The following is a 20,008-nucleotide window of genomic DNA, read 5'->3' on the forward strand; positions in this document are numbered from 1 at the left end:
CCAGTCGATGGCAGGGGTCAGTGGCGGATGAGGCCGGTGAACGGGGCGTGCAGGTCGGCGGGGGTGGTGCGGCGGCGTACCAGGTGGGCGGCGGCTTGGTGGCGCTGGCAGATCGTCAGCTCGGGGGCGCCTTCGGGCAGGCCGGACTGGCATTCCTCGCGGTCGGGGATCTCACCGGATCCCCTACGAGGGGCTGTGTGGTAGGCGGTGTGGAGGTGGTCGGCGGCCTGCCAGATCCGGGTGCGGGCGGCACGGAGCAGATCACCTTCGACCGGTATGAGCGTGCCCGTACGGACGGCGTGGGCGTCGAGCAGTCCGTGCAGAGTGATGAGGTGGGCGTGGAGGGAGTCCAGCTCGGCGCGGGAGGTGACCAGTGGGCCGCCGGGGATGTTGAGTGCGCGGTGGAAGTCGAGGGCGGCGGTGGCGAAGGGCACGAAGTCCTGCGCTGCTGAAGAAGCGGGGCTGCGGGACATGGCGGTCCTCTTTCAGACGGGGCGAGGGCCGGCATCAGGCGGCGAGGGCGAGCGGCATGGCAGCAGCGGTGAACGCCTCGGCCTGCTGCCAGGTCAGCGGCCGGACATCGAGCTGCGCGCCGACCGCCGCGGTCTCCACCACCGCACATGCCGTCCGCAGCTCCTCCTCGGAGTCGGCCGAGACGGTCAGCAGGCCGGTCATTGCCACATCGGCGTGGCCGGCGATGAGCTGGCGCTCGCGGGATTTGATGTCCTGGTACTCGATCGCGTCGGCCTCGGAGTCGACCTGGCCGCGCCGTGCACGCTCGGCAGCGTCCGCGATTACGGACGCCTTCTTGCGCTGGACATCCCGCAGGGCGGCATCGAGTCCCTTCGGCTCGAAGGACAGCGACAGGGTCCGCCTGACTCCGGCGGTGAACAGAAGCTGGTGCAGGAAACCCGCCGAGGTTTCGGTGCGGGGCCAGTTCTCGATCCAGTACGTGGTGTGGAAGGCGGAGTCGGTGGCGATGTGGTCCGATTTCTCCACAACCACAACCGGGCCGGCGGCGGCAGGATCGGCCTCGGGGCGGCTGGACGAGGCCCAGCGGTCCAGCGCTGCGAGGGACTTGGGGTCGTAGGCGGTCCGTACGACGGCCGCGATCTCGGTGGCGGAGAGCCAGCCGGTGGGAGTGAGGCCGGCGGTACGCGCGGACTGGTCAAAGGTGGAGGTGAGCTGACCCAGGACACTGAATGACCCGGTGAGGCCGCCTCCGGCCTGACTGACCAGCCGACGGGCCGCCCTGGCATCCAGCGACACCGCCACATACGCCTCGTGCGGAGCAGCAGCCGGTCCGGCGGAAGCGATCAGCTCGCTGTAGACCGCGCCCGCGAGCGGGGTGTCGGGATGGCCGTGGGTTTCCCAGTAGCGGCGCAGGGCATCGCCGGAGTCCGGGACCGTCCGCTCGATCACCTGGATCCGGGCCACCTGCCCCGTACGGGCCAGCGCGGCGAGCGCGCGTCCCCACCCGGCAACGTTGGCATTCTGCGTGCCGGGGTCGAGGAGGGCGTAGGCGCGGCTGCTGACCTTGACGACGGCGGTGAGTGTGCCGGTGTGCGGGTTGTGTACCGCGCCGTAGCGGCCGTCTGGGGCGGTGATTACGCGCAGGCTGGCGGCGGTGCCGGGAAGATGCAGCAGCCCTTCACGGACCGGCCGCTGGGAGGGGTGGGTGAGCCAGAGCAACTGACCGCGTATACGTCGGTGTGCGTAGCGGGTGACGATGGGTGTCCAGTCGGCCAGGGACCGGCCCCGGTGACGGACGAAGACGAGCAGTACGAGGGCGGCCCACGCCGGTATGAGTTCGAGGGCGCCGACGACACCGCGGGTGAGGATTACGGCGAGCAGGAGCAGGCCGGTGAGGGCGGCGGTGATCAGTTGCGGGGCTGTCAGGCCGAGGAGGATGCCGCGCTTGGAGCGGTGCGGGAATTTCACCGTGGCGGCGGCTTCGGCCTGGGGGATGTCGGACATGATCGTTCCGTTCACGTAGATCAGGGATGGCAGCGGGATACGGGGCGGGATGTGCACCGGCAGGAGGCACATCCCGCCCCGGCCTGATGGGTGCTCAGGACCCTGACGGTGGCTTGCCGGGGTAGACCCAGCGCGTCGGGCCCGCCGAGCCGGTCGGCGCCGGCCCCGTAGCGGTCGGCGCCGGCCCGGAGGGCACAGCCGGTCCGTCCTTGGCCAAGCTGCCGCTGGGGGCCACGGCGCTGGCGGCTGGAGCGGCGGAGCTGTCCGACCTGTCCTCGGTGGGGCGGGTGATCAGCGGGGGGATGCCGGGGCGCTGGATCAGGGCGCGGCCCTTGTCGCCGGTAGCGTTCGGGTCCTCGCCGTACCGGAAACTGGTCTGGGGCCTGGCGGGTCCGGGGTCGATGCCCTCCTTGCTCAACCGGCCGCCGGTGGGGTCGATGCCGGTGGCGACGCCGTCCGGGCCCGCTCCGGGGACCTGACTGGGGCCTTGCGGAGCGCGGCCACCGGTGCCCACCTGCATGGCCAGGCTGCCCGCGGTCTTCACCGCGCCCGCGGTGACGGCGAGTCCGGCGATGCCGGTGCGGTGGAGGTCGTCCTGGCCGCCGTTGTCCGAGGCCCAGCGCACGAACCGGTACGTCGCGTACGGGCAGAGGAGGACGAGGATCATGATGACGATGCCGGCCAGGGCGTCGGAGAGGGCGGCCATGCCGTCCTGGGGGTCGGACTTGCCCATGGCGCTGACGCCGATGAGGAAGACCACGGTCATCAGGAGTTTGCTGACGACCAGGGTGGCGGTGGCCTCGATCCAGCCCCGCCGCCACCGCTTGGCCACCTCCCACCCGCCGCCGGAACCGGCGAAGACCGCGAGCGCGACGAGGATCAGGACGCCGACTTTGCGGGCGACCATGACGCCCCAGTACAGGAACGCGCCGATCGCGCAGCCCAGGGAGACGAAGGCTGGCACGCCCCAGCCGAGCCCGTACATGGCGCCGAGTTCGTTGACGCTGATGACGCGGCGGATGGCGTCGTCCACCGAGGAGTTGGCCGCCTGGAACAGTCCGGCGGACAGCGCGTCGACGACGGTGAGGGCGACGGTGGTGAAGGCGACGGCGCAGAAGGAGAACAGGATGCCGGTCATGGTGCCGATGGCGGCCTGGGCGAGGGCGCGTTCGTCGCGCCGCCAGGCTGCTGTGATGAGCTGGAGGCAGAACGTGCCGACGGTGATCGCCAGACCGATGGGGAGCAGCAGCTCGTAGTTCGACCGGAACCAGGAGGCGTTGAGGTCGATGGCGGTGGTGGTGTTGACGGCGTCGGCGGCCAGGTCGGCCGCGGTGGCGGCGACCTCGCCCATCGACTTGGCGATCCATGCGCCGATGCCGTCCGTGACGGCGCCCCCGGGATTGGTGACGAAGTCGACGGTGTCACAGACGCTGCCCATCAGCGGAAGGTCACAGACATCCATGGCAGTACCTCCTATTCTGGTGGGTTGGGGTCAGGGCGCGACGGCGGGCAGGACACCGGCCAGAGCGCAGGGCCGGGACGGGCGGCACTGGACGGCGAGGGTGACGGTGCGGGCCTCGGCGCCTCCGCGTGGAGCGCCGGTCCAGGCGATGGACTGCTTGCCCGAGACCGTGACCGCGTAGATGTACGCGGTGGTGATCGCGCCGGGGTCGGCCTGCAGGGCACGGGTGAACGAGTCGGGGAAGTGAGCCTCGTTCACGGTGGCCGTGGCGTACTGGCCGTAGTCGGCCATCCGCCCCCACAACACCGGCGACGGCACCAGCGCATCGACCGAGCCCGGATCCGCATACCTTGACTCGCCGGTGAGCCACGTGTGCAGGGCGGCCAGCCACTCCGGCTGGGAGGAGGCCCGGGTGTCGTAGGACCACAGCGCTGCGGCTGCCGCCCTCCCGAAGGCGATCGGATCGTGCGTGGAAGGGTGAACGGGAAGGGCGCTGTGGCTTCCTCCCGGTGGCGAGGCGGAAGCCGAAGCGGTCGGGGAGGGAGGGGATGCCGGACTCGCCTGCGGTGTGGGAACCTTGGCGGATGTCCTGTCGTCGCGAGTGAGGTAGGCGGTCAGGCCGGCGAGGGCGACGAGCACGGCCAGGACGGCGGCGCCGATCAGTGCCCGGTGGCGCAGGGGCGAGGCGCCGCCGGGGTTCGAGGAACGGGGAGCCATTAGTGGACCTGCGTTCCCAGCGTCGAGAAGAACGCGACCACACCGTTGGCCGCACCCAGCAGCAGAGCGGCGCCGGCGGAGACGAGTACGCCCTTCTTGCCGTTGGCTTCGGCCTGGTGTCCGCCGGAGTGGTGGCCCCAGGCCCACACACCCGCGCTCACCGCGAGCGCGCCGACCACGGCCACGATGCCGAACAGGTTGATTGAGCCGATCACCTGCTTGAGGACCTCAAGGCCCGGCAGCCCGCCCTCGTTCGGCTTGATTCCGGGGTCGTAGGCGAGAGGGACAAGCTTGTCGGCGAGAAACACGTGAACTCCAGTTCGGTTCTGGGTACGTGGAAGTGCGCACGGAGGAGGGCGGGAACAAGGGGGAAGATGCTGGAGGGGAGGGGCCGGTCAGAGGACTCGGCGGGCCGCGAGGATCTGCGGTTTCCAGTCGGCGAGGGTCGCGATACGGACCACGTCGCCGGTGTGCGGGGCGTGGACGATCAGCCCCTGGCCGATGACCATCCCGACGTGCTCCGGGACTTCGGCGGTGCCCCCGGTGAATACCAGATCACCGGGTGCGAGGGCGTCGGCCGGGACCGGCTTGCCCTCCTTGACCTGCGTGGAGGTGGTCCGCGTCAGGGTGACCCCGGCGGCCTTGTACGCCTGCTGCATCAGCGAGGAGCAGTCGCAGCGACCCATCGGATCCGGCCCGTGGGAGTCCGTACAGTTCCCGCCCCACTGATACGGGGTGCCGAGCTGGCCCAGCGCCCACCGGATCGCGGTCCGCACCTTCAGCGGAGCGCCGGCCGGGATCGTGTACCCGGCAGGCAGGGCACCGGCCGGGATCGTCCCGAAGCCGCTACCGTCGCCACCGGCCGCACAGCCGCCCACAGTGCCCGGCGACGAACCGCCAGTGCTGCCAGTGCCGGACGGGCCGGCGCTGGGCGACGTGCCGCCGTCTGTGAGCAGCGGCTCGATCGCCCTCTGCAGGACTATGGCCAGCGGCTCCCACCTGGCATAGGCCTCGGGGAAGCCCGAACGCTGTACCGCCTGGGCGGCCTGGGTGACCGTCAACGACTCCCAGCCCGACACCTTACGCAGCGCCTCGTAGAACTTCGTCGCCGCGTACACCGGCCGCATGATCTGCTCGGCGCTCCCCCAGCCCTGGGAGGGCCGCTGCTGGAACAGGCCCAGCGAATCACGGTCGCCGTAGGCCAGGTTCCGCAGACCGCTCTCCTGAAGGGCGGTCGCCAGTGCCACGACCTGTCCCCGGACCGGGATGTGCATGGCGACGCCGGTGGCCTGGATGGTCCGGGCGTTGGGCACCTGCTCGGCCGGATCGTCCAGCCCCGGTATGGAGACCGGGCTGTTGCCGCCGCCGTCCAGGATTGCCTTCACCTGCGCGGCGACGGCCGCGGTATCCACAGCCTGTGTGCCGCCGGTGGAGCAGGAGGCCGAGGCGCTCGCGGTTGTGACGACCAGGAGCGGGGAGGCCAGCAGCAGTGCTCCGGCGGAGACGAGCCCGACGATGGCACCGGTGGTTTTCTTCACCGCCGACGCCGTTCGCCAGGGCGGACGGCCAGGCAGGGCAACGGGGTTGGGCCGGGGCGTGGGCGTATCAGGGCATGCTGCATCGCAGCGGCTCCTCGGGGTTTGTAGGAGGCGCGGTGCCGGTTCCTCGTGGAAAGCCGCCGGCACCGCGCCGATATGACATCCGCCCCTCGTGGAGGCGGGCCCAGGTCAGGGGAGTTGGTAGCTCCCGGACGCCGGTCTCGGGTTATGCGCGGCAGCCAGCCGCGCTCGTAATCTCAGGCAATACACAAGGGGCCTCCACGCGTCCTCCGGAACAGGGTCAACATGCCTTCCCCGCACCGTGTTTGGACACGACAACACGGATCGGCACAGGTCAGCAGGGGTGGAGCGGGACTCCGCCTCGGTGACTTGGCGAGACAGTAGACGCGAAGTCCGGCCACGCCAAACGACCTGCGAACCGGAAAACCGAGCACGGCTTCGGGCCTGTTGGGTGCGGCCGGAAAACGCGTCTACCCTCCCGCGTATCCCCCTCTGACCGGTCTCCGCCGACCGCCGAGCGGAGCGGGCGGGCCCAGTCCCGCCGCGCCCAGAATGAAGAGGCACCGCGTATGAGCTACATGCTGCACCGAGGCGACGCCCTCACGGTGCTGAAGACCCTCCCGGACGAGAGCGTCAACGCCGTCATCACCGACCCCCCGTACAACAGCGGCGGGCGCACCAGCTCCGACCGCACCGGCCGCACCGCCCGAGCCAAGTACGTCACCACCGGATCGGCCCACGACCTGCAGAACTTCCCCGGAGAGAACCGCGACCAGCGCTCCTATCGGAGCTGGCTGACCGCCCTGCTCACCGAGGCGTACCGGGCCGCGACCAAACACTCCGTCGCCATGGTGTTCGCTGACTGGCGCCAGGAACCGACCACGTCCGACGCCCTGCAGATGGCCGGCTGGACCTGGTCCGGCACGATCCCCTGGATCAAGCCCGCCAGCCGTCCCCGCAAGGGCGGATTCAAGCAGGCCTCCGAGTTCATCACCTGGGGCGTCAAGGGCACCCTCGACCACAGCCGGAACCTGTACCTGCCCGGCTACTTCGTCGCCTCCCAGCCCCGCAAGGACCGCGTCCACATCACCCAGAAGCCGGTCGAGATCATGCAACAGCTCGTACAGATCTGCCCCGAAGGCGGCACGGTCCTCGACCCGTTCACCGGCAGCGGCTCCACCGGAGTGGCCGCACTGCGCGAAGGACGCCAATTCATCGGCATCGAACTCTCCAACCACTACGCCGACGTCGCCGAAGGCAGGCTCCGGGCGGAGCTGACCCAGGACGACTTCGTCCTGGCCGGACCGGAGTGATCATGAGAACAGCGCCGCCGGACCCGGCGGACCGCAGATGCCAAAGGGCGGCAGGCGCACCGGGAAACCAATGCGCCTGCCGCCCTTAACTACGGGTCATGCCGCTTCGAACGCCCTCCGGATCAGCGGCTCGGCTCTGTCCAGGTCAGCGGCGCGCGCGATCCGTACCTCCAAGTCGCCCGTCCCCAGATGACCGATACCGCGCATGTCGCGCGTGAAGCCCTCCTCCAGCGTGACGGTGTCCGGATCAAGGGTCAGGTAGACCAGGATCACCTGGTGCGCGGGACGGAAGAGGACCGACGCACGGTTCACCATCAGCCGGTAGGCCACGTAGTGCCGCAGCCTCCGCACCTCGACCTCACCCCAGGCGGTGAGCAGCTCGTCCAACTCCGCGTAGAGGTCGCGCAGACAGGTCGGTGCCGACCCGGCGGTCGTCTCTGCCGTTTCCTGCCCCCTCGTGTCGCCCGAGCTGCGAGGGGCCATTCGCGACCCTTTCTGGAGCGGCGCCGAACCGGCCGATCCGCTTGCGGACTCGACCAGCGTCAAGCTGAGCAACCCTCCGTCGAAGACGCGGTAGCGCACCAGGTCGACGGGCCGGGGGCTGTCGAGAGCCGCCACCCTGTCGTGGTGGGAGAAGCCGGCGGCGATGCAGACGGCTCGCGGGTTGCGCCAGTCGATCGATTCGACCGCCCCGGACCCCAACCTCTGTCTGACCAGCGCCTCGAACTCGAAGCGCGCGGAGGACAGCCAGGTGAGATAGGAAAGGGCCTGGGAGAGAACTCCGCTGTCTGAGCCCTTCTTGAACTCGATCACCACCGGGATGTTGTTTTCGTCGAGACCCAGCGTGTCGATCCGACCCCGGTGCCACGGTCCCGTCGGGTACTCCGACGCAAGGAAACGGATACCGAGCATCGCCTCCATGCCGGCCTCGACCCGACGCTGAAGCTGAGCCTCCAACGCAACCCTCGAACCGACCAGCTCCACGTCGCGACCGTCATCAGCCTGCCGAAACAACTTCAGGTCCGTCACCGCGCAAGTCCCCTCCCTCGACGCCACAGGGAAGCCAATCGAAATTACCCCAGCGGTATTCCGCACACAGCGGCTCCCGAACCGACGGTGTGCGCACCCGCCACAGGCCATGAACAGCACGTAGATGCTGGCGGCGCGTTCCAGGGTGTCCCAGGGAGACCTAGGCGAAAGGCCCCCTCCTGGCGCTGAGGAGGCCATCGATCGGGTATCCGTGGACGTGCGATGACCGTCGCGAGAGCCGGTCGCCCTACAGACAGGTGCCCACCATGGTTCACGTCGTACGCTCGATGACCGTCAACAGGCCGCTCGGCCCGGTCGTCGCCTATCTCGCCGACTTCTCCAACGCCCTGGAATGGGATCCGGGCACGCGTGAGTGCACGCGCCAGGACCAAGGTCCGCTGCAGGTAGGCTCCCTCTGGCGCAACGTCTCCGAGCTACGCGGCCGGCGCACCTCCTTGACCTACCGGCTCACCCGGATGGACTCGAACCGGCTGACGTTCGTCGGCACCAACGACACGGCGACCTCCACCGACGACCTCACCTTCAAGGACCAGGGAGCGACAACCTTGGTGGTCTACGAGGCCACCGTGACGTTCAACGGTTTCGCCAAGCTCGCCGACCCCTTCATGCGCCGTGTGTTCGAAGGCCTGGGGGACGAACTCGTCCACTCCCTGCCCGCCGCGGTCGAAGCGCGCGCGACCCCTGCCTGAGAACCGCGCCCTCGCGCTGCCACCTGCATGCCCTCCTGGGGATACCGGCCGTCCCCCGGGATCACCCAGCCCTCCCGCGACGCCTGATGGCTCAATGGCACGTCTGAGGTGGAGGTTGAGAGGGCTGTAGCGCTGGTATGGCCGCTTTGAGAGGTGCCGCGGATCTCTATAGCCGTGCTCATCGTTCGGTCCCTATTGGTGTGCATGACAGATGGTGCGTAAGCCTTCTCCGCCAGTGCCTTGCCGGGGTTTACGTTCCTTTGACGGCACTGATGCGAGTAGCGATTGCCGCGTGCAGTTCGGGACGTTTCTTTTCCAACTGATTGTCGAAGCGGCAGAAGAGCATTTCGAGGACTCCGGTTTTGCTCTGGTCCTGCAGTCGGACGCGGGTGCCGCCCTCTTCGGGGGTGCGATGTTGGCGTTGGGAAGGGTTCGGGGCGAAGGGGAGGCCGAAGACGGGATCGGTCAATGCCTCAAGCAACTCGTCGACGCGGTAACTGCTGGCGGGCAAGTGGTCGAGTTCCATCTTCCAGTGGGCGGTGCCTGGCCCGAGGCCGTGCCAGGCGGAAACCGCTTGCGGTACCGCGACAGTGTGGAAGAGGGGGAGTCGTCGGAGCAGTCCGCTGGTCAGCCAGCCGCCTTCCCTGAATCGGGCCGTCCAGGAGTCGCTGCCCCACGTGGCTTTATGCAGGAGTTCTTCCTCGGTCCAGTCGGGGCACCGCCAGCACGGCTTGCAGCCGATTTCGGTGACGTGCAACAGTCTTGCGGCCTCAATACGGCGCCAGGCGGTTTCGGGCGGACCGGTCATCCAGAGCGAGCACGACCGTCCAGGCTGGTGGAATTCGATACCGTCGCGGGAATGGTTCCGAATGCGCAGCCCGCAGACTCCACCAACTTCCTCCTCCGGTCCGTGGACGGGCAACATGAAGGTGAGCATGAGTTCGGCCTGACGTTCGCTCTCGACCTTCAGGCGCAGTGTGTGCGCATCGGGGACGGTACTTCGAATCCCGAAAGGAAACTCGCGGTAGTCAGCACCGCGGTGCACCTCGAGGAAGACATCAGACTCAAATTCTTCTTGGGCGCGACTGCCCGCAGCCGGAAGCGGGCTGCTGCCGTACGGCAGCGCCGCGAGGGCCTGGTGAGCCTGTTCGAAGGTCTCACCGGTGTAGATCTTGCGCCGATGTGCGAGACGGGCGAGCACGGTCTTGGACATGGACTACCCTTCCTCACCGCATGCCGCCGACCCGTCGGCACGGTGAGCGGAGGAAGCAGTCGCAGTCCGTGCCTGTACTTGTGAACGTGGAGTGAGAGCAGGGCTCCACCGTCTCCTCCTTGAGACATCCGCATTTTCGGGCCGGGGACGCCGAGGAGACACGACCACTCCTCAGGCCGCTGGAGGAGATCGTAAGGACAGTTCACTCAGGAGAGCCGAAACGACACGCGACATTCTCGCCGCTCCCGGCGAGCCGACACTGGCCGCTGCGTTCGGATCATCAGCCGACTGCATCGACGCGGCGGGCGTCCGAGCAGGTAGGGATGGTTGGGCGGCTTTCAGCGCGGCCTGGCGGCTGCGCCAAGCGGTACGTCGGGAGTGAAAGATCCACTGCGTTCGAGCCAACGATCGACCCATGCGGGCACGCGGAGGGCGAGCTGCTGCTGGGCCGCGTAGAGCGTCGGGTCGTACTCCTGAATCCACTTCAGGCGGTTGCCGTGGCGCTGAATGGTGCGAACTTCCAGCACTCCGGGCCGGTCGCCGATCCCGCCGGTTACGGTGATGCACTGGTCGCCGTAGCCGGGCGGCAGATGGCAGTTGCAGTGTTCGTCCAGCGTCGTGACGGGCAGACCCCACCCGGGTGCCGCGAGCAGCGCCATCAGCCGCCGATGTCCGACGGCGCCATAACCTTCCGCGAACGTGGGGTCGATGATCCAGCGCTCACCACCAGCGCTTTCGTAGTGGCCAAACCAGCCCGTCACGTTCAGCGGCACCCCCAAGGTGCGGATCAGGCCGACCCTGCGCAGCAGCCCGCTGGTCAGCCAGGCGGATGCCGCGGTGCCCCGGCGACCCGGCCGCCGGTAGGGACGCTCGGCCGGATGCCACTGTGCCGGCATGTCGCGATGGCACAGCGTCATTCCATAGCTGGCCATTCGCTGGTCCTGGATATCGACCGCGCGCAGCCACTCCTCGGGGTCAAGACCCAGCAGGGTGACGGACGCGGACGTGTCCAGCACACGCAGCACCACCTGCCCGTCCTCAATGTAGCTACGGGCGCCGGGCACTCCCTTGACATCGCCGTACTCCTCGGCGCGCGGTAGCAGCACCTCGGCCAGGTCCAGGGCCTGAGTCTCGTCCGGGTCGGGCCGCTCGGCGTGGTCGGCCTCGAAACGGATCAAGAGGCGATCGAAGCGCGGGTCGACGTACTCGATTCCCCAGGGGTACAAAGTGGTGATCCCACGCCACGCAAGTGCCGCCATCATCCTGGCCTCCAGCAGCAACTGGTCGGCGTCCGGCTGCAGGATCAGCGTGGAACCAGGCGCAGCGGCCTCAACCCGGCGCCGGGCAGACTGCCAGGGCAGCCCGGTGTACAAACCAAACAGTTCGGCGCGACGTTCGATGACACTTGACTTCATGACTCGGAGCCCCTCTTCACCGCGGAGCTGTCCCGACACAGCGCGCGGCAGAGAGCCACGAGGAACGTATGGACCGTACTGCGGTGCCGGCCAAGTTGGCTTCTCCACGGCGCGCTCGATGTCGGGTCGAGCACGGGGCAGGGGCCCCGCCGGGCCCACCGACCAAATTGAACCACATCGATCGGGAGGGGATCCAGACACCAGAGTGACGCGCTGCCGCGTCCCGCACAAGCCGCGCGCTACCAAACCAGCCGACGAACTCACCTGGCGGCCAGCCCGGGTGATGCGCGGCCTGGCCGCGCCCGTCGTACGGACCTGAACCCGGCCACCCGCCCCACCGGAACCCCCGCGACCCGGAGAACACCCCGATGGACAGCAGCCACGACCCCGTGGTGGTGACCGAGCCGCGCCCCGGCGTTCTCTCTCTTCTCCCCCCCCCGGGCGCACCGGCCGGAATCGGCGGGCCGGTGCGCGCGGCGCGTGCAACCGAGACAGCGGCCACGGTCGCGAACTTGCCTGCGCTCCAGAAATCCGCGCGAGTTGTCCGGCGGATCCCGGCGTCCTTTCCGGCCAATCCGCCGGACAGGCGTCCAGTTTAGCAACCGGGCAGGCGTACGAATCGCCCCTGAGCTGCACAGACACCTCGCGGACGCGTCAGGCTCGAAAGAGTCCGCTGCTCGCTGCTGGTTGGCGATCATGAACTGCGATGCAAGCACCCTGTGGACCCCTTGCAGCAGGGAAGGAAGGGGCCCACAAGGTCTTAGACCAGCCTCAGCACCGGTCGGCTGTCCCGCATGCCCAGCAGCTCCCTCACATGCGCCGGCGTCCACGCCAGCTCCTGCGCCAACTCCCGAACCCCCAGACCCGTTTCCCGTTCCGCGAGCTCGAACGCTTGGGAGAGCAAAATTGGTTGTTCGCCTGGGAAGCCGGACACAGGTTCCGCAGAGAATCCCGGCTGGCCATCCAGGGTCCGGAGCTTCTGATAGGTCCTGCTCGCCGTGGCATCAGAGATCAGCCCCAGCTCCCGGCACCGGTAGACCAGCGACTGCACGGAAACGCCCCACGTCCGCCGCAGACCGGCGAGATGCCCGAGGTCCATTCGCCGTGGAAGCAACGGCGCGATGCTCGCCTGAGGGGTGAGGAACTCCGCGGCGAAGGCATCAGCCTCACGCTCCTGCCGACTGTCACCAGTAGAGTCATTGTGCAGGACCAAGTGCCCCAGCTCGTGCGCTGCGGTGAACCGGTGCCGGTAAACATCGTTGGCACGGTTGCGCGTGAGCACGACCAGAGGCCGTGCGGAGCGCGAGGAAAACGCATCAACGGTGGTGGCGGCTGCATTTGCTCCCGCAGGCAGGACCACGACAATGCCGTGCGTTTCCATGCGTCGGACCAGATGAGTCACGGGGCCGTCACCAAGGCCCCATTGACGCCGCAGCTCCTGAGCGGCAGCTTTCGGCTCCGCTGGGAGTGCCTCACCGGGATGTACTTCACCGCCGAGGAACCCTGGCAGGCTCACCGGCGGCAGCTGCACTCTGCGCTCCAGGGCGTGGGTCAGCTCCCACACCTGCTCGGCGAAAGCCAGGGCCCGCTCCCGTTGGGCTTTAGGAGTGCTTCGCAGACTCCGGAAGTGGGCCATCGATGCATCGATCTGCTGACCAGGGCGACCGGCGAGGAAGAACTCCACAGGGACGTCGAGCACCTTCGCCAGTTGCGGCATCAAGTCTGGCCTCGGACGGGACACGCCCGTCTCGTATTGGCCTACCGCCGCAGGACTCACACCTAGTTCTTCAGCGATGTCCTTCTTTGTCAGCCCGGCTAGACGCCTGGCTTGAGTGAGTCGGATGGGATCGAACGCTGAAGCCACTGCCCGAGGGGGGACTCCGCCGCGCTCCAGTCCGGGAAGAACTGGATGATCAGTTTTCATGGTTCTCGCTTGCCCTGGGTAGAGGGGGACGACCGCGCTGACCGAAGCAACGTCTAGCTTCCGCTCTTCGGCTCCTCACGGGGCGCCAGCAGGACGATGGGCTCTTCGCCCTGGTCAAAGCCCGGATGGCTTGCGACCTGCTTCGGGATGGTGAGCTTAGGCGTCGGGCTGTCAGCCAGTGGCAGCGGCTCCGGATCGACGGTCCATTCGAGCGTGCCGCTCTCGTCCGCGAGCGCCGCAACACCCCAGTAGGGCTTGAGGAGCCCGGCGGCGTTACAAGCGAAGGGGACCAAGACCAGCCGGGTGTCCTCAGGAAGAGCGGCCAGCCTCGGCCTCAGTTCGACTGCGCTTGGATCGAACGCGTAGTTCCCGAACAGATCTGCTTGCTCCGAAGGTGGGGCGAAGGCGAACAACTCCCGGATTACGGACCAAACGTTCTGAATCTTGGCGTTTTTGACGTTGCTGTTCTGCTTAGAAAAGCAGAACGGGTAGATCAGCCCGTTGCCGATGCGCACCAGGTCGAACTGGAAGCCGTTCGGCTTCACCAGTTCGGCCCCCTCAATGGTCTTCAGTTCCGAGCTGACCCGCTCGAACGCCCCGCGGTACCGCGCGACGCCATGGACCTGAGTGGAAGAAACCTCGGCATCCTCCTGCGAGGAGCGCGCGTTCTCCTGCATGTCGACGAGCGCCTGCCCGAGTCCATTTCGCACCTGGAGAGCTCGCCCCTGGAGGGACTCCTCTTCACCGTTGAACAGCGTGCTTGCCCAGCCGGAAACGGGCACATCCATGTAGCTGACCCTCCTGGTTCGGCGCTTCACAGCGAAGCGGATTCGCGTTGTTGGCACTTTAGTTGATCTCATCCAACTTGCGCATGCGCTTGCGTAAAGAATCTTGAAGTCTGTCGGCTTGGTCATCGGGGAGAACTGATCGGCTGCATCGACGTAGGCGGGGCAGTCCCGCACCTGAGTGTCGGAGGGCTGATCCAAGGGCAGGGGCGACTGGGAGGAGGTCCTGGCCAAGGTGCTACAGGGCGGGCGGTCCGACCCGCTGGCCATGCACCGTGGTTGAGTGCCCGGACCACTTGGGGAGGGGAAAGCGATGAAGGAAGCCGGACCGGAGTTTCCCGCAGCGTTCGACCAGGAGTTCGTCCTGCAGGATGGAAACCACGGCTACTTCGGCAGGAACGTGCTGAAGGGGCTGGTGGACGGGATGGAGGGCTTCCTGGAGGAGAAGCGGCGCACGCCAGGGTTCCGGAGTATGGGGCCAGTGGCGCTGGGCGCATTCCTCTGGCTCGACGACCCGGAGCTGGCTGCCTGCCTCGCGCAGTTCTCCCACACCTGTGTGGTCGTCTCCAAGCAGGGGCGCAGCAAGCGCGACCTGGAGAAGCTGGGCAAGATCAAGGCGCTTGCCGACGGCGACAACGGAATGTTGGCCAGTGCCTTCGCCGAGTTGACCGGCCTGGACTGGCTGGAGAACGACCGCGCCAGGATGGTAGGACCAGGCTCGTCGATGCCTGACCTGGTGATCCCACCGCTGCGGACCATCGGGTTCCGCCGTCAGCCAAAGGGGGACATGGTGCCCTTCCTCCACACAAAGATCATGTTGCTCGGCGAGATGTGGTGGCACGACGAGGACGCACTGGGCGGCGTCGCCGATGTCATCGGTTTCCGCCCGGAGCGGCTGTGGGTGGGCAGCGCGAATGCCACCCACCGTTCCAGGAGCAGCCTGGAATTCGGTATGTGGCTCGACGACCCGCAGGCCCTGAAAGCCGCCCAGACGTTCGTGGTCCAGCTGATGGCGCACTCCGAAGCGCTCGACCCGGACAGTGACCTGTTCCAGCCCGAGCTGCTGCCTGTGGACTACGACGACCAGGCATTCGCCGAGTATGCCGCGGAATATGGGTTTGGCGACCCCGACGCCTGAACGGTGACCTCTACCCGCAGCACGGCGCCAGGCGACTGACCGCCTGAGGCCGTGCGCCGTCCATCTGTGTGGAGCCCGGAGCATCCGCCCGCCGGTGGCGGCAGGAGGCCCGTTGTGGCCGGGAGCGGAGTCGCCTCACCGTTGGCCTACGACTTCTCGTAGAACACGGTGGTGGTGGGGCAGTCCTGCGCGACGTTGAGGAGTGCTTGGCGTTCGGCGTCGTCGAGGGCCAGGTCCCAGCGCAGCTTGGTGCCGACCCAGGTGGCGGCGTAGGTGCAGTGGTACGAGCGGTCCGAGGGGAGCCAGTCCGTGGGGTCCTTGTCGCTCTTGGAGCGGTTGGAGGCAGCGGAGACCGCGATCAGGGTGTCCGGGCTGCCTTGGTCGTTGGCGTAGGCCTCGCGGCGGGCCGCGCTCCAGGGGGTGGGTTCGGAGTCGTAGACCTCGGCGAGCGGTACGAAGTGGTCGACGTCGAGGCGGCCGGAGTCGGTAACGACTTGGTCGTCGTAGGCGCTGTGCCAGGAGCCCCCCGCCAGTTTGCAGCCCGCCGACACATCCGGGGCGACGACGGCTTCGGCCAGGATGACCTCTCGCCGGGTGTCGCACCCGTCGGCCGGGTTCAGGCCTTTGTTCCAGTGTTTGTACAACTCCCGCTTGTAGCCGGCCCGGTGCTCGACGGCGACCGGGAGCTGCTCGATCGCCTCGAACAGCCCCAGCTGGACGCGGGACGCGGGTGCTGCGGTGGTACCGGCCGCGCGAGTGGCGGCCGTCTGCGCGGGGGCCGCGTGTACGGCGGGCGTGGCGGCAAGAAAGGGGAGAGCGGTCAGGGTGGCGAGGGCGAGCGCGGGCAGGCCGCGCCGCATCAGGGTGTTGATCACGCCCTGTTGATATTGTCCGGGCGCCGTCAGTGGGGCAGGGTTCGAGGGCAGGTTCGTCCGTGTGGGTGGCGGGGTTCACCGGAGAAACGATCAGCTGCCTCGGCTGCTAGCCGGCGCGGCGCCTTCGGGCTGGAAGGCGATCTCGTCGATTCGGTGGCTCTCTCACGGCCTAATGCCCGGCACCTCCGGTTCGGAGTGCGGGGGAGGTTCGTCCGGTGGGGGCGGTTCAGCGCGCGTGGCCGTATCACCGGGTGGATCAAGGGCCCCTGATGCATGGGGACGCTTGCCGACGCCCCGTCACGTCGCCCGCGCATAGGCGTTTTGTCGGGTTGTCGGTGACAAGGTCCGGGCCGGTCGGACCATTCGGCCGGAGGGGCGCGTGGGGGGTGGAGGAAGGCCGACGGGCCGTACGCGGGGTGGCGTTCCCTGGCGCTCAGGATGCCGAAGCCTGAATACGGTCGCGATGGCAATGTTTCCGACCGCTTTTGGTCGTGGGTGACAGAGCTGCGTGCAACGGTGATCGCGGGTGAGGGAGCGGTGGGATCGGTCGTCCTTGACCATCACGCTGAGCACCAATGGCGCCACGGTGCGTAAAACGGTTAATGTCCGCTGACCGACGAGAGTCGGGACGACAGAGACCCTGGCGATAGGGCTTCCAACCAATCCGCCAGGGCCTGTCGATCACTTCAATCACTCATCAGCGACCAGCAGGGGAGACCCCTATGCCGCTACATCGCCGATCGCGGTGCCGGGCTGGCCACCCGGACTGCGAAAGTATCATCCCGCCCCTTCGGGAGGATGAAACTCCCTCACGGCGCAATGCCATGACGGTGACCGTGCACGGCACCTTCGTCATGGCCGCCGCCGCGGCGCCTTTCATCCTGCTCGCCGGTGGCGCGACCCAGTGGTCGGCCGCGACCGCCGCCGCGCTTGTCGCGGCCGGTCGCGGCACATATGCCGTCTACCGGCGCATCGGCAAGAACTGACCCCGGTCACACCCCCGCCCCGCCTGTCCGGCTCCGGCCGGGCGCGAGTACGGCCCCGCCGGGCCCCCGCTCCCCGCCCGGCCGGGCCGTGCGCGGCGACTTCGGTCATATGTGACCACCCCCACCGGGCCCGCTTCCCCCGAATGAGGCATCCATGAACACACCCGTACGTATCGGACCGCCTGTACCACCTCGACCGCCGCGAAACGCTGCGGCCCGCTACCACAGCGCCACGCAGGACACCGCCGACCACATCAGTGACTTCAGCGACCGGCTCACTGCGCTGGTCGCTCAGCAGACCTACGATCCTGGTGAGATCCTGACCATCAGCGAGCAGTTGGCGAACCTGGCAGAGGATCTCGCGGCCTCCGGCGTCGGCTACGGCCGTGCCATGGGCATGAGGAACGGGTACCTGTACGCGCACCTGAACCTCAGCCCGGAACGCCTGCGCAAGAAGTACTCCGCCTCCGAGGTCGACCGCCGTCTCGCCGACCACGCGCCGGTCTGTGACGCCGTCGCCCGCAGCGCCACCGCGGGGCAGAGCCACACCGCCTCCGGCGGTGACGACCCGCGCTCCCCGAGCCGGCGACTGATCGCCGCACTCCTCCACCTGCACGCCACCAGCGGCCACACGCAGGCGGCTCTGGCCAAGGCCCTCAGCGTGCACCCCTCCTACGTCTCACGCCTCCTGCGCGGCCAGCGCCCCGTCTCCTGGAACCACGTCAAAGCGATCTGCGCCCAGAGCGGCATCACGGCCGACACCCTCCAACCGCTCTACCAGACGGCCATGGGAAGCCTCAACCCCTCCCTCCTGAGCCCCGGGAACGCCCCGACCAACTTCCGCCACTACCTCGAAGGACTGCGCCTGGCGAGCGGGAACCCGCACGACGAGGCGCTCCTCGCGCTCGTCAAAGGAACGGTGACCGACACCGACCTGCGCGCGGCGTTCCACGGGCCGGCCCTGCCGGAATGGACGGTCACCCGCAGACTGGCCGCCGCACTCACCAGCCACCCCGAAGACATCAAACCGCTCTGGGACGCCGCCCGCGCCGCCCCCCGCACCCAGGCCTCCACCGTCCGCGCCGAAGCGTTCGGCTGACCGTCACAGGAAGGACCCATGAGACGCCCCCATCGCCTGGCCACCCTGTCCACCGCGTTCAGCGCCTTCTGCGACCTCCACCGGCCCGGATATCTCGCCTACGCCGAAGCACGCCTGCCCACCGCCGAAGCCGAGATAGCCGTCACCCACGTCCTCGGCCTCATCGCCACCGAATGGGCAGCAACCATGAGAAGGCCGAGCCCCGCCGCGTACGCGTGGGAACGGCTCACCGCCTTCGTCGCCATGCGCGCCGGCGAACACCCCAGCCGCACAGAAGACGCCGGGTTCATGTACGACAACCTCGACTTCACCATCGACAAGATCGCCACCCTCACCGGCACGGACCCCGGGAAAGTCACAGCCATGATCGCGGCGCGCCACCCGACGACCGCACGGACAAAACACGCCACCCACCGCTCATGAAACACGGCCGCGTCATCGATCGCCGCGCACGGCGGCTCGGGGCCTGGAAGCGTTATCACGTCGGCAGTGTCATGCGAGAGGAGCGCGAGAAGTTCGGCGACTGCGGCCGACGCGGTAGGGATCCGCACGGCCTGCGGGCGGAGCCAGAGTGGCGCCGAGGCCGGTGCATCGAAGGACAGCAGGGGAGCGCAAGGGGAGCGCGGACGCCTTTGGACGGTACGGCACGGGGCACCACGGCTCACTCGGCGGCAGGTGTGCTGATCAGGCAGAACAGCATCTGACAGCAGGAGCCAGAACGAACCGACACGATTGCTCGCGTACTCGTAATGCGTAGGTCTCGGGTTCGAATCCCGAAGGCGGCTCTGTAGAAGCCTCAGGACTCACTCGCCGTGACCTGGGGCTTTTGCTTTTCCTTCCTGCGTCGCGGCCCTGCCGTAGTGCTGACGCGCGGCGTCGAGGTCGAACCGGTGGCCGAGGTGGTGGGTCAGGAAGGTGATGCTGCGGGTGACGAGGGGGGTGACGTCGGCGTTGAGGAAGATGTGCTCCGCGCCCGGGACGGCGAGGACGTCGGCCTCGTTGCCGGCGGCGTGGAGGAGGGTGGCCAGGCGTTCGGTCTGGGTGAAGGGGACCAGGGTGTCGTGGGTGCCGTGGATCAGGAGGAAGGGCGGCGCCGGGGTGTGCGCGTAGGTGACGGGGCTGGCCGCCGCGGCGAGGCGGGGGCGGTCGGCCGGGGTGCCGCCGAGGAGGGTCACGGCGGGGTGGTCCGGGGCGGGGTCGTCCCGTAGCAGTGCGTCGAGGTCGCTGATGCCGTACCAGTCGACGACCGCCGCGACCGTGCTGTCGCCCTCCGCGATTCCCTCCGTGCCTTCGAGCGCGGGGCCGGCCGTGCCGGTCAGTCCGGCCAGCGCGGCCAGATGACCGCCGGCCGACTCGCCCCAGACGCCGATCCGCGTTCCGTCGATCCCGAGCGGCTCCGCGTAGTGGCGCAGATAGCGGATCGCGGCCTTGATGTCGTGGAGCTGGGCGGGGAACGGCGCCTCGCGGGCGTGGCGGTAGTCGACGGTGGCGACGGCCAGTCCGGCCCGCAGCAGGGAGCCGAAGAGAAGGTCGGCGCTCACGGTCGGCGGCGGGTACCGCCGGTCGCCCTCCATCCACGCGCCGCCGTGGATCCACACCACCACGGCGGCGGGTCCGGTCCCCGCCGGCACGGACAGGTCGAGCAGACGCGGCCGGTAGCCGGAGTTGGTGGCGTAGCTCAGCCCGTCGTAACGGCGCACCCCGTCGGTGCCGGTGGCCGGGGCGGTCGGTGGCAGGTGTACGGGCGCCACGGCCAGCTCGGGCGGCGGCCAGGTGATGTGGCCGGGTTCGGATTCCACGGCTCCT

The 20,008-nt window shown here is 68.5% G+C and carries 19 protein-coding genes; 6 read left to right on the top strand and 13 right to left on the bottom strand.

Going from position 1 to position 20,008, the window contains the following annotated elements:
- Window positions 1-17: 17 nt before the first annotated feature.
- The 6 genes from ACFYYH_RS08915 to ACFYYH_RS08940 form a co-directional block, all read right to left on the bottom strand.
- Window positions 18-473: a DUF6238 family protein gene (locus ACFYYH_RS08915; RefSeq protein ID WP_388547810.1), complete on the bottom strand. Its 456-nt coding sequence runs from the start codon at window positions 471-473 to the stop codon at window positions 18-20.
- 34 nt (window positions 474-507) lie between these two features.
- Window positions 508-1,977: an SCO6880 family protein gene (locus tag ACFYYH_RS08920; protein WP_388547812.1), complete on the bottom strand. Its 1,470-nt coding sequence runs from the start codon at window positions 1,975-1,977 to the stop codon at window positions 508-510.
- A 94-nt stretch (window positions 1,978-2,071) separates the two neighbouring features.
- On the bottom strand, window positions 2,072-3,439 hold the full coding sequence (locus ACFYYH_RS08925; RefSeq protein ID WP_388547815.1) for an ATP-binding protein: 1,368 nt from the start codon (window positions 3,437-3,439) through the stop codon (window positions 2,072-2,074).
- A 30-nt stretch (window positions 3,440-3,469) separates the two neighbouring features.
- Window positions 3,470-4,156: a hypothetical protein gene (locus ACFYYH_RS08930; protein WP_388547817.1), complete on the bottom strand. Its 687-nt coding sequence runs from the start codon at window positions 4,154-4,156 to the stop codon at window positions 3,470-3,472.
- Window positions 4,156-4,464 (bottom strand): DUF6112 family protein, encoded by a 309-nt coding sequence (locus ACFYYH_RS08935; RefSeq protein ID WP_388547820.1) that lies wholly within the window; start codon window positions 4,462-4,464, stop codon window positions 4,156-4,158. The genes ACFYYH_RS08930 and ACFYYH_RS08935 overlap by 1 nt, the downstream gene beginning before the upstream one ends.
- Before the next feature lie 87 nt (window positions 4,465-4,551).
- The gene (locus ACFYYH_RS08940) at window positions 4,552-5,694 is read right to left on the bottom strand and encodes a C40 family peptidase (protein ID WP_388547822.1); all 1,143 of its coding nucleotides are present in this window, start codon (window positions 5,692-5,694) and stop codon (window positions 4,552-4,554) included.
- A 590-nt stretch (window positions 5,695-6,284) separates the two neighbouring features.
- On the opposite strand from ACFYYH_RS08940, the gene ACFYYH_RS08945 reads away from it, so the two are divergent.
- Complete coding sequence (locus ACFYYH_RS08945) at window positions 6,285-7,028, top strand: DNA-methyltransferase (RefSeq protein ID WP_388547825.1); 744 nt, start codon at window positions 6,285-6,287, stop codon at window positions 7,026-7,028.
- 96 nt (window positions 7,029-7,124) lie between these two features.
- Here ACFYYH_RS08945 and ACFYYH_RS08950 read toward each other — a convergent pair whose 3' ends face one another.
- Window positions 7,125-8,057, bottom strand: a complete 933-nt coding sequence (locus tag ACFYYH_RS08950) for a hypothetical protein (RefSeq protein WP_388547827.1) — start codon at window positions 8,055-8,057, stop codon at window positions 7,125-7,127.
- A 266-nt stretch (window positions 8,058-8,323) separates the two neighbouring features.
- Between ACFYYH_RS08950 and ACFYYH_RS08955 the strand changes: the two genes are divergently transcribed.
- Window positions 8,324-8,767, top strand: a complete 444-nt coding sequence (locus ACFYYH_RS08955; protein WP_388547829.1) for an SRPBCC family protein — start codon at window positions 8,324-8,326, stop codon at window positions 8,765-8,767.
- A 250-nt stretch (window positions 8,768-9,017) separates the two neighbouring features.
- Here the strand turns inward: ACFYYH_RS08955 and ACFYYH_RS08960 are convergent, their stop codons facing one another.
- From ACFYYH_RS08960 to ACFYYH_RS08975, 4 genes are all read right to left on the bottom strand, one after another.
- Window positions 9,018-9,980: a hypothetical protein gene (locus ACFYYH_RS08960; RefSeq protein WP_388547831.1), complete on the bottom strand. Its 963-nt coding sequence runs from the start codon at window positions 9,978-9,980 to the stop codon at window positions 9,018-9,020.
- 338 nt (window positions 9,981-10,318) lie between these two features.
- A complete protein-coding gene (locus ACFYYH_RS08965) occupies window positions 10,319-11,395 on the bottom strand; it encodes a hypothetical protein (RefSeq protein WP_388547833.1) in 1,077 nt (358 codons plus the stop codon).
- A 760-nt stretch (window positions 11,396-12,155) separates the two neighbouring features.
- On the bottom strand, window positions 12,156-13,319 hold the full coding sequence (locus tag ACFYYH_RS08970; RefSeq protein WP_388547836.1) for a helix-turn-helix domain-containing protein: 1,164 nt from the start codon (window positions 13,317-13,319) through the stop codon (window positions 12,156-12,158).
- A gap of 53 nt (window positions 13,320-13,372) precedes the next feature.
- Window positions 13,373-14,107: a hypothetical protein gene (locus ACFYYH_RS08975; RefSeq protein ID WP_388547838.1), complete on the bottom strand. Its 735-nt coding sequence runs from the start codon at window positions 14,105-14,107 to the stop codon at window positions 13,373-13,375.
- 310 nt (window positions 14,108-14,417) lie between these two features.
- On the opposite strand from ACFYYH_RS08975, the gene ACFYYH_RS08980 reads away from it, so the two are divergent.
- Window positions 14,418-15,242 carry a hypothetical protein gene (locus tag ACFYYH_RS08980; protein ID WP_388547841.1) on the top strand — a complete coding sequence of 275 codons (825 nt, stop codon included), beginning with the start codon at window positions 14,418-14,420 and terminating at the stop codon, window positions 15,240-15,242.
- Between the two features lie 146 nt (window positions 15,243-15,388).
- Here the strand turns inward: ACFYYH_RS08980 and ACFYYH_RS08985 are convergent, their stop codons facing one another.
- Complete coding sequence (locus ACFYYH_RS08985; RefSeq protein ID WP_388548117.1) at window positions 15,389-16,102, bottom strand: HNH endonuclease family protein; 714 nt, start codon at window positions 16,100-16,102, stop codon at window positions 15,389-15,391.
- A gap of 839 nt (window positions 16,103-16,941) precedes the next feature.
- Between ACFYYH_RS08985 and ACFYYH_RS08990 the strand changes: the two genes are divergently transcribed.
- The 3 genes from ACFYYH_RS08990 (at window position 16,942) to ACFYYH_RS09000 (ending at window position 18,625) form a co-directional block, all read left to right on the top strand.
- The gene (locus tag ACFYYH_RS08990) at window positions 16,942-17,103 is read left to right on the top strand and encodes a hypothetical protein (protein WP_388547844.1); all 162 of its coding nucleotides are present in this window, start codon (window positions 16,942-16,944) and stop codon (window positions 17,101-17,103) included.
- 154 nt (window positions 17,104-17,257) lie between these two features.
- Window positions 17,258-18,202 (top strand): helix-turn-helix domain-containing protein, encoded by a 945-nt coding sequence (locus ACFYYH_RS08995; protein ID WP_388547846.1) that lies wholly within the window; start codon window positions 17,258-17,260, stop codon window positions 18,200-18,202.
- 18 nt (window positions 18,203-18,220) lie between these two features.
- Window positions 18,221-18,625 carry a hypothetical protein gene (locus ACFYYH_RS09000; protein ID WP_388547848.1) on the top strand — a complete coding sequence of 135 codons (405 nt, stop codon included), beginning with the start codon at window positions 18,221-18,223 and terminating at the stop codon, window positions 18,623-18,625.
- Between the two features lie 380 nt (window positions 18,626-19,005).
- On the opposite strand, the gene ACFYYH_RS09005 is transcribed toward ACFYYH_RS09000, so the two are convergent.
- Entirely contained in the window at window positions 19,006-20,001 is a 996-nt protein-coding gene (locus ACFYYH_RS09005; protein WP_388547851.1) for an alpha/beta hydrolase fold domain-containing protein, read from the bottom strand.
- Window positions 20,002-20,008: the final 7 nt, after the last annotated feature.

It is taken from the genome of Streptomyces sp. NPDC002018 (assembly GCF_042890865.1).
Taxonomy (GTDB): domain Bacteria; phylum Actinomycetota; class Actinomycetes; order Streptomycetales; family Streptomycetaceae; genus Streptomyces.